6 protein-coding genes are annotated in these 8,682 nt (G+C 43.0%); 4 read left to right on the top strand and 2 right to left on the bottom strand.

Features of this window, described 5'->3' with window-relative positions; all coding sequences use genetic code 11:
• From F6K18_RS35430 to F6K18_RS35420, 3 genes are all read left to right on the top strand, one after another.
• Positions 1–316, top strand: a 316-nt coding sequence (locus tag F6K18_RS35430) for a hypothetical protein (RefSeq protein WP_287527984.1), incomplete at its 5' end; no start/stop codon positions are given.
• A gap of 321 nt (positions 317–637) precedes the next feature.
• A complete protein-coding gene (locus F6K18_RS35425; protein ID WP_287527983.1) occupies positions 638–1,369 on the top strand; it encodes an aspartate/glutamate racemase family protein in 732 nt (243 codons plus the stop codon).
• A 435-nt stretch (positions 1,370–1,804) separates the two neighbouring features.
• A complete protein-coding gene (locus F6K18_RS35420; protein WP_287527982.1) occupies positions 1,805–2,314 on the top strand; it encodes a TerB family tellurite resistance protein in 510 nt (169 codons plus the stop codon).
• Between the two features lie 440 nt (positions 2,315–2,754).
• Here F6K18_RS35420 and F6K18_RS35415 read toward each other — a convergent pair whose 3' ends face one another.
• Together F6K18_RS35415 and F6K18_RS35410 are read right to left on the bottom strand one after the other, a co-directional pair.
• A complete protein-coding gene (locus F6K18_RS35415) occupies positions 2,755–3,762 on the bottom strand; it encodes an alpha/beta hydrolase fold domain-containing protein (RefSeq protein ID WP_287527980.1) in 1,008 nt (335 codons plus the stop codon).
• Between the two features lie 688 nt (positions 3,763–4,450).
• A complete protein-coding gene (locus tag F6K18_RS35410) occupies positions 4,451–4,894 on the bottom strand; it encodes a TerB family tellurite resistance protein (RefSeq protein WP_287527977.1) in 444 nt (147 codons plus the stop codon).
• A 295-nt stretch (positions 4,895–5,189) separates the two neighbouring features.
• Here F6K18_RS35410 and F6K18_RS35405 point away from each other — a divergent pair.
• Positions 5,190–8,682: amino acid adenylation domain-containing protein (locus tag F6K18_RS35405; RefSeq protein WP_287527975.1), on the top strand; the 3,493-nt coding region annotated here is incomplete at its 3' end.

The following is an 8,682-nucleotide window of genomic DNA, read 5'->3' as shown; positions in this document are numbered from 1 at the left end:
TTCAGGAATTGAACGAGTGCGTGGCATTGTTCAAACGATTAAAGGTGATGAACTTGCTTTTATGAGTTATCTCCCACAGGGAGGTTATCCTGGTCCGATTACTCTGTTCCGCACTAGCGAAGTTTATCAGGATGAATTGGGAATGCTTGGTGAAATTCCCACAGATCCAACTTGGGGATGGAACCAGTATTCTTGCCAACCCGTGGAAGTTCATGTTGTTCCTGGAAATCATACCACTATGTTGAGTGAACCTCATGTTCAGGTATTAGCTGAACTGTTGAAACTTTGCTATCAAAAAAGCTCCCCTGATTTTTAATTGTATAGCAATCAGGAATCAGTTGTGAGAATTGAGGTGTTCCTTAAAAGTATAGAATATAATAATTGCTATATTTATATGATATCATGTCCGGTAGCATCGTTTGTGTATAAAATCAAGGTTAAAATGAGGGAAAACCTTCTGCCTTCTGCCTTCCTTCCACCAAAGTCTAATTATTCAACCGGACATGACATGATATGATACGTTTTTTTCTTCTTCTCTGTTCCCTGTTCCCTGTTCCCTGTTCCCTAAAAGTTTCCAATATCTCACAACTCAAATCATATTGCTATAGTTACATCTTGAAAATGAAAAACCCAACCTATGAAAATTAAAATTATTATTCCCATAAATAACAGCGATTTCAACGATGAAATTGCCCAAGCTGTTGAACCCGTCCTCACACCTGATATGACGGTAGATGTGGAAAATATTTCAGAGGGGGCTCGTTCAATTGAAAGTCGTTATGATTCAGAAATCAATGCCCCTTATGTGATTGCACAAGCGGTGAAAGCTGAACGAGATGGCTTTGACGGGATTTTTGTATCGGACATGGATTACTGTGGAGTTGAAACAGCTCGAGAGGTCATTGACATTCCAATTGTTGGGGGGTTCCGACCCAGCGCTTATACAGCGATGATGCTTGCTCAAAGGTTCTCAATTATTACTATTGTGAATTCAGTTGTAGCAATGCAACGGAAGCATATCAGGAAGTTTGGGATTTCCCCCAATTTTGCTTCCATTCGTTCCGTGCATCTTCCGGTTTTGAGCTTACATGACAAGCAAGTTGCCCTAGAAAAAATCTATGCCGAAAGTGTCAAAGCGATTGATGAAGATGGTGCTAATGCCATAATTTTTGGTTGCACTGGCTTTTTAAATGTGGCTGATGCTGTTGCTCAACGTCTAGCTGAAGTGGGAAGAGGAGTACCTGTTGTCGATCCAAATCGCGTCGCTATTTCATTTTTGGAGTTGTTGATTCGGAATAAGCTTTCCCAGAGTCGGTTAACTTATTACAAGCAAAATTATATCATGTCCGGTAGCATCGGTATTGTATAGCAAAGGTAGGGAACAGGGAACAGGGAACAGGGAACAGGCAGGAATACTTAAGGGCAATAAAAAAACTTAAATTCCCTGTAGATATTCACCCTTGAGTTTACACAAACGATACCAGCGGACATGATATTACTGGGAAAAACAGGACTAATATCATGTTCGGTTGAATACTTACACCCTTTGCCGAAACTAAGGCAGAAGTAAAGGAGTAAGGTTTCAAGGAAGAAGGTTTTTTATAACGTTTACCAATCTGAGGAATCAAGGTCGCTGTGTGCTTGATTTTCTGATTTGGGCTTTGCGTTCTGAGGCGACTTCCCTTCTTCCTCCAACTTCTGAATAACCCCCCTCCTGAACGATTGATTACCTTGTCCCCTTGAACGCTTTTTTCAGCAAGCCCTACTTACTTGATCAAATGACTCAAGGGGAATAAAATCGAGGATGTTCCCAGAAAAAGAGCGAAATATGAGTAGCGGAAAAAGTCTACAAACAACCAAATATGCCCAGCATAGATACAATATAACTCAACCCATTGATTTTGATGTGGCTGTGAATTATGGTGGCGCACTGATGGCCATCGCCGGGGCAGATGGCCAACTAGCAGACGCTGAATTCCAGTGGTACGTTGATGAACAAGAGCTTTTGTTCGTAAACCCTCAAGAGTACATCGAAGTACTACACCAATTCGATTGGAAAAACGCCAACATTGAGGAACTCTTAAAAGGGATCAGCTATGATTTCTCTATAAATTTTCGCCGAACCATGTTGTACCAAGCGATCAAGATGAGCCGAGCTGATGGTAGTTATCATGAAAAAGAAAAAGCGGCTGTGGCTAAAGCGGCAGAGATTTTAGGGATAGAACGCAGTGTTGTTGTGAGTCTAGAGTCAGTAGCAGAAATGGAAGAATCCACTGAGCGACTGCGGCTTGTTTTATTTGAAACAGAGGTTTAATCCAGGTTCACACCTTTTTCTAGAGGATTTTGATAGGCTTGTCTTCTACAGGATGAAGGAGCAGCCTCAAAGGTCGATGCTATTCGCAGACTTCTTGCATCTTATGCCGAGCAGCTTCCAGATGCATTTGTTGTGGTCATGGAAACACAGATTCGCTTGGCCTCCAAGATCTTGTAGAGGGCGTTAGGCTCACATCTTGCACTATGCATCATATATACTTAAAAACCGAAAAAAGAACAATCAATTTCGGTACTGAAAACGTCCAATCTTATCACTGTTGCCAGATGAGCTGTTGCAATAGTGCCTACCTCCACAAGTATGTTTTCCGTTTGGTGCAAGATCTGAGCCTCCCACGGACGCTATCGCATCCGCAATGGATGAAGCTGACACATGGTGAAATTATTGCTGCGTAAGGGTTTCACCATGTGCTAGTTAAGAGTCTAACTTCCCGTCCATGTCTCCTCAAGAAACTGCACAATCCGTTCCTCAACCGACATCTTGGAACCGTCTCCGGAGAGGCTAGTTACACCTGAGGCGTAGAAGTGGCCAAAGGCGGGGACCCAAGCAAACTTATAGTTGACACCAACTTCCTGGTAATGCTCTATCAGAATGGGTATGGCAACGAAAAAGGCATTCAGGTCGTTCTGTCCTTGGAACAGAAGAATCGGCGGGTTATCCGATGATGGTGTTACCGTTTGAAGGATGTCGAAGCCGACATTACCACCGGACAGTAGGAAAGCACCTGCCACTGGTTCATGCATACCATGGGCAACATTCAATGTTGTTATGGCTCCAGCGGAAAATCCACCGAGGACAATGTGCTCTGGATCAATATTGTACTTCCGAGAAAACTTGCGGATATGGTTGAGGGCGGTACGCAGGTCTTCGGCTGCCGACAGCACTGCGTCGCTCATAAGTTCTATGTCTTCAGGAGCGCTAGGATCTAGAGGATCGAGACCCATATTGTTACGGATCTTATTCACCTGATCAAACATGATTGTGACGCTGTTCCTGTCGAGATCGTCTTCGGTGTAGCCCTCCCCCGAAGGTATTGGACCCTCAGGTGCTAGTCTATAAGTGATCGCGAAGCAAACGTAGCCCCGTGTTGCAAACTTTCGACAATAATCGCCCGGTGAGGTGTCTTGAGCGCCATCTTCATCGTAGGTGCGGCGCGGATCGCCACGATGGAAGGAGCCACCGTGAGTAAAAATGATAGCCCGTCGTGGTTTTTTCGTCTCTGCAAGTGGCTCGTAGAAATCCATCCACAAGTCGCGAAAGAACGATTTACCGTTTTGGGTAATCTCCCCTTCGCCGTAGATCACTTCTGGTGTAACCTTGTAGTCAAGCATGGAGAGGCTTTCAGCTAACGCAGGAGCCTGAAACAACATCGACAAACAACACAGATAAATCAAAGCAAACCAAGCAGTAAACTTATTAGTGACAGACATAATCAGAAATCCATAAGTATTGCGAGATTTTCAATCAGTTTCCTAGCCCACTTTACCAGATAAGCTAAATATGGGAATGCGATCGCTTCCTAAGAAGACTCTATAGGTGAGCACATTTTTCCACTATAAAATAATATCAAACAATCAAAACAAAGTCAACCCATTGCCGAATACAAAAAACAACAGCTCATCTGGCAACTAATTGTTCACATCAACCCTAGAGCGTCGGTCCATTAATAATGCTTGACAAATTAAAAAAATGTGTATCTACGGAAAATGGTTCTTCTGCTCGTCTCCCGCTCCTCACTTATAGCCCTGTAGGAGCTCGTGATTTTGCTCAAAATTGTTATTGACGCTACCAATTTTAGCAGTTGCACATTTTCTTGTTTTTGTCAAAAATATCATGTCCGGATAATTAGTTATAAAAAAACTTTCTCCTTCAACTCCAGTTGTTCTTCTTTATTACCTCTTTCCTCCTGACTCCTGAGGACTGTACGTCGCCAATCCGACGGCTCCCCTACCTGAGGACTCCGTAGTTATTTATTTATCACTGTTTAACCGGACATGATATAACTTCTACTGGACCGACGCTCTAGGACACCGATTCAGAAACCGGGTTTCTTTGAGAAATACTAATATTCCGTTGTTATTCTTGCTAGAAACCCAGTTTCTCCAACGCCAATGTCAACTATTCAGCGTCAGTTTCAAAGATCGCAAATCGTAGCCGAGCTGCCGACTCTTCTATTTTTACCAAAGACTCAATACTAACAAGTACTTTTTGTTCAATTCCTAACAGTTGCGCGGCCCGAGCAACAGTGGCTTTTTCCTTCTCGTGATACACTCCATCGGCACGGCTCATTTTGATCGCTTGGTACAACATACAACAGCGAAAATTTAGAGAAAAATCATAATGCATACCACCCAATAGCTCTTCGATGTCCGCATTTTTTCCATCGAAATTTAGGACATTTTCTTCGATCAGGTCAGATGGTGTTCCCAGCAGCTGCTGTTCTTCCAGAAACCAATCTAATTCTTCTTGTGCTAACTCACCATCAGCACTAGCGATCGCTACTACTACTCTCAGATAGTTTCTCGCCACATCAACATTGATAGGTCCAGTGACGTTATACATCCTCTTGCCATATGGCGGATGAGGAACGTATTTCTATAGGTGTTTTTAAAGGACAAAATACTAATATTCCTATTCGAGATTACATTAATGATCAAATCCTGTTTGATTCACATGAGCAGTGTTTAGAACATCATCGCCAGTTATTCCGGGAGGAGTTACAAAAAGGCCTGAGCTAAGGGTACTGATAATTGATAACTGATAACTGAAATGACAGACATCAGAGAAATAGCTCAAAGTCCATTATAATCTCAAAAGAATATTGCTATTTTAACAATAAAAACGAGGGGATGTGGCATTGAGTCAAGATCAAGAAAATTATAAGTTTTTAAGAGAGTGGAACAAAACTGCCGTAGATTACCCTCCGGATATTTGTCTGCATCAGTTGTTTGAAGCGCAAGTAGAACAAACTCCCAATTCTGTAGCTGTTGTGTTTGAGGAGAACCAACTAACTTATAAAAGTTTAAATCAAAAAGCCAATCAACTAGCTCATTACTTGCAGCATCTGGGGATAGGTCCAAACGTATTAGTAGGAATTTGCTTTGAGCGATCGCTAGAGATGGTTATAAGTCTCTTGGGTATTCTCAAAGCGGGTGGAGCTTATGTTCCTCTAGACCCAGGTTACCCTCAAGAGCGGTTAGCTTACATGATTGAAGATTCTCAAGCTTCAATACTATTAACTCAAAAAAACTTGGTAACTGGATTACCGGAAATAAGAGCGCAAATCATTTGTTTAGATGCTGACTGGAATCTAGTTAGTCAAGAAACTGACTTAAATCCCAACTGTAGTGTTTCTGAGGAAAACTTGGCTTATGTAATCTACACTTCCGGTTCTACGGGTAAACCTAAAGGTGTAGCAATGAAGCACGTTGCCTTGAGTAATCTTATTTTTTGGCAACGGTCAAACACAACAGTTTCACCAAAAGCAAAAACCCTACAATTTGCACCAATTAGCTTTGATGTCTCCTTTCAGGAAATATTTTCAACCTGGTGTGCGGGTGGAACTTTAGTCTTAATCTCAGAAGAAGTGCGACGAGACCCTGTTGCTTTACTACATTTTTTAAGAGCAAAACAAATAGAAAGACTGTTTCTGCCTTTTGTTGCTTTACAGCAGTTAGCAGAGACCGCTCAAACTTGGGGATTGATTCCCATCAGTTTGCGGGAAGTAATCACAGCAGGGGAACAGTTGCAAATTACGAGGGCGATCGCCGCTTTTTTCTCCCAGCTAAAAGATTGTTACCTTCATAATCATTATGGACCATCAGAAACTCATGTAGTTACAGCATTTACCTTAACGGGTTCTACTGAGAATTGGTCAGCACTACCACCTATTGGTCGTCCCATTGCTAACACTCAGATTTACCTATTAGATGAATTCGCAAAACCTGTACCTGTGGGAATTCCCGGCGAGTTGTACATCGGGGGAGTTTGCCTAGCTAGAGGCTATCTCAACCGTCCCGAATTGAGTGCAGAACGATTTATTGCCAATCCCTTTAGTCAAGAAGAGGGGTCTCGTCTTTACAAAACTGGAGATTTAGCTCGTTATTTACCTGATGGAAATATCGAATATCTCGGTCGCATTGATAATCAGGTCAAGGTGCGGGGTTTCCGGATCGAACTCGGAGAAATTGAAGCAATACTCGCCCAACACCCCAACCTGCGGCAGACTGCGGTGATTGTCCGAGAAGACCAACCAGGGGATAAACGCTTAGTCGCCTACGTTTGTCCAAATCAGGGGCAAATCCCGACTTCGGGTCAACTGCGCCACTTTCTATCAGAAAAGTTACCAGACTACATGATGCCTGGAACGTTTATAATGCTGGAAGCTTTACCCTTAACACCCAGTGGCAAAGTCGATCGCAAGGCTCTACCCATTCCCGATGCTTCAAATTTGCTTCGTGAAACCAGTTTTGTTGCCCCCCGGGATGCGGTAGAACTGCAACTAGCTCAAATTTGGTCAGAGATTCTGGGTGTTTCTGCCATCGGAGTTCACGACAACTTTATTGAATTAGGCGGACATTCCTTGTTAGCCACCAAAATTATCGGGCTAGTGCGGGTACGCCTGCAAGTAGAATTACCTCTAAATCTCCTATTCGAGTGTCCCACAGTTGCTGAGTTAGCCCAGGAGGTTATTCCCCTTGAGGGATTAGATGTTGGAGCATCCCTACAACCAATTCCACGAGAACCAATGATGCCAATATCATTTAGTCAAGAACAAATGTGGTTTCTCAATCAGTTAACACCAGAAGAACCAGTCTGCAATGAAAGCTTGACCATTCATCTAGGTGGAGAGATCGATATTCCTGCCTTGGAAAAAGGTCTCACAGAAATCATCCGTCGCCACGAAATTCTCCGAACTACCTATCCACTGGTTAACGGTCAACCCTGCCAGGAAATTCAGCCACCATCTACATTTACTTTACCAATAGTCGATTTGCGGCAATGGTCAGAAACCGCAAGAGAAACAGAAGCACTGCGTATTGCCACTGAACAACTTCGTCAGAGATTTGACTTCAATCAAGGACCCCTACTGCGAGCTACTCTAATTCAGCTTACTTCAGACAGCTATCGACTCTACTTCGCTATTCACCATATTCTGGTAGATGCCGAATCGTTGAGCCAAATAGTACAAGAATTAGAAATTATTTATACGGCATTTTGTCAAGGTTTACCATCACCTCTGCCAGAATTAACTATACAATATGCCGATTTTACGGTTTGGCAACGCCAGCGCCTAAAAGGAGAAATACTTTCTCATAAGCTTGCCTACTGGCAAAGACAACTCGAAAACTTACCCCAATTAAAACTTCCCACTGACCGTCCTCGCACTGCACAAACGACTTTTGCTGGTTCATTTGTTCGTCACCAACTCTCATTTGACTTAATCGAAAAGCTCAAAACTCTTAGTCGCAAAGAAAATGTTACCTTATTTGTGACCTTGGCAACAGCAATCAAAGTTTTGCTTTATCGCTATTCGACCGAGGAAGATATTGTTTTGGGTACTGTTATTGACCAACGGGATCGACCAGAGTTAGAAGAGATAATTGGTAACTTTCTCAATACTTTGGTCTTGCGTAGTGACCTCAGCGGTAACCCGAGTTTCTGCCAACTGTTAAAGCGAGTCCGGAATGTGTGTTTATCAGCTTACTCCCATCAAGATGTACCGTTCCAGAAGGTGGTAGAAGCACTTCGCCCCGATCAACAAGTTAACCAAAATCCCATGTTTCAGGTGGCTTTCGTAATCAATCCACCTCTAGTAGGGGACGCACAGACGCGGGGACGCGGGGACGCGGGGACGCCTATAAGAGAAATTCCACCCAAAATTTCGCTCACTCAAAAAGCTGATACTCAGTCTTGGTCTCCCACCGAAGACAAGTTAGGATGGAAGGCGTTTCACTACAAGGTAGATCCTGGGATTTCTAAGTTTAACCTCACTTTCTCTCTCTTAGAAGAAGGAGCGGAGGGAATGGTTATTGTGAGTGAATACAACAGTGATTTGTTTGATGCCACTACAATTAAGGGGATGAGTGGGCATTTGAGTACTTTGCTAGAGGCAATTGTTATCAATCCCCACATAAGCATTTCTGAATTACCTCTGTTAACGGACAAAGAGCGTCATCAGTTGTTGGTAGAATGGAATAATACGACTGTTGACTATCCCAAAGATAAGTGCATTCATCAGTTGTTTGAAGAACAAGTAGAAAGAACACCGGATGCAGTGGCGGTAGTATTTGAAGACCGACAATTAACTTATCACCAGTTAAATTGTCAAGCTAATCAACTAGCGCATT

Source organism: Okeania sp. SIO2C2, assembly GCF_010692625.1.
Lineage (GTDB): Bacteria > Cyanobacteriota > Cyanobacteriia > Cyanobacteriales > Microcoleaceae > Okeania > Okeania hirsuta.
The sequence above is the reverse complement of the archived record's forward strand: the minus strand, read 5'-3'. Positions and strand labels throughout refer to the sequence as shown.